The sequence below is a fragment of the Ancylomarina sp. 16SWW S1-10-2 genome (assembly GCF_009669305.1).
GTDB lineage: Bacteria > Bacteroidota > Bacteroidia > Bacteroidales > Marinifilaceae > Ancylomarina.
The window spans coordinates 1-437 of sequence record NZ_SADB01000231.1 but is presented as its reverse complement, the minus strand read 5'-3'; the positions used below and the strand labels follow the sequence as shown (position 1 = coordinate 437).

The following is a 437-nucleotide window of genomic DNA, read 5'->3' as shown; positions in this document are numbered from 1 at the left end:
CATTCTGAATGCCATTATGCAAGCCTCACAATATAGTTAAATGCAATGTTTTTGACGGTGTTTTCCGCGTTACCCGCAGCGTTAACGGTGATGGTGTGTCCGTGTGAACCAATACTGAAAGAATGGGCATGAGCACCGATAACAACCGGATGCTGGTGCGCACCAATACCAACTGTATGCGCATGTGCACCGGCACTCACGGCTGTACCGGACAATGAGTGACTGTGGCTGCCCTGACTGTCCGTTTTCGATAAATAAGCAATACCCTGTGTGCTGGTTCCTTTAACTGTGGATAAACTTCCTGTAATGGTTGCTGTTCCATACTGACTCCAGCCAGAACTGTTCATCCTTAAACCACTTGTGTGGGCATGAGCACCCGCGGCCCCTGTTGAACCGCTCAGACTGTGAGCATGAGCCCCCGTGTTATTCGTCGATTT

Annotated in this window: 1 pseudogene; it reads right to left on the bottom strand. The window is 49.7% G+C overall.

Annotation, left to right across the window (positions count from 1 at the left end):
* Nucleotides 1-14 precede the first annotated feature (14 nt).
* A pseudogene (locus EMN46_RS19085) lies at nucleotides 15-437 on the bottom strand (phage tail protein); the annotation flags it as partial.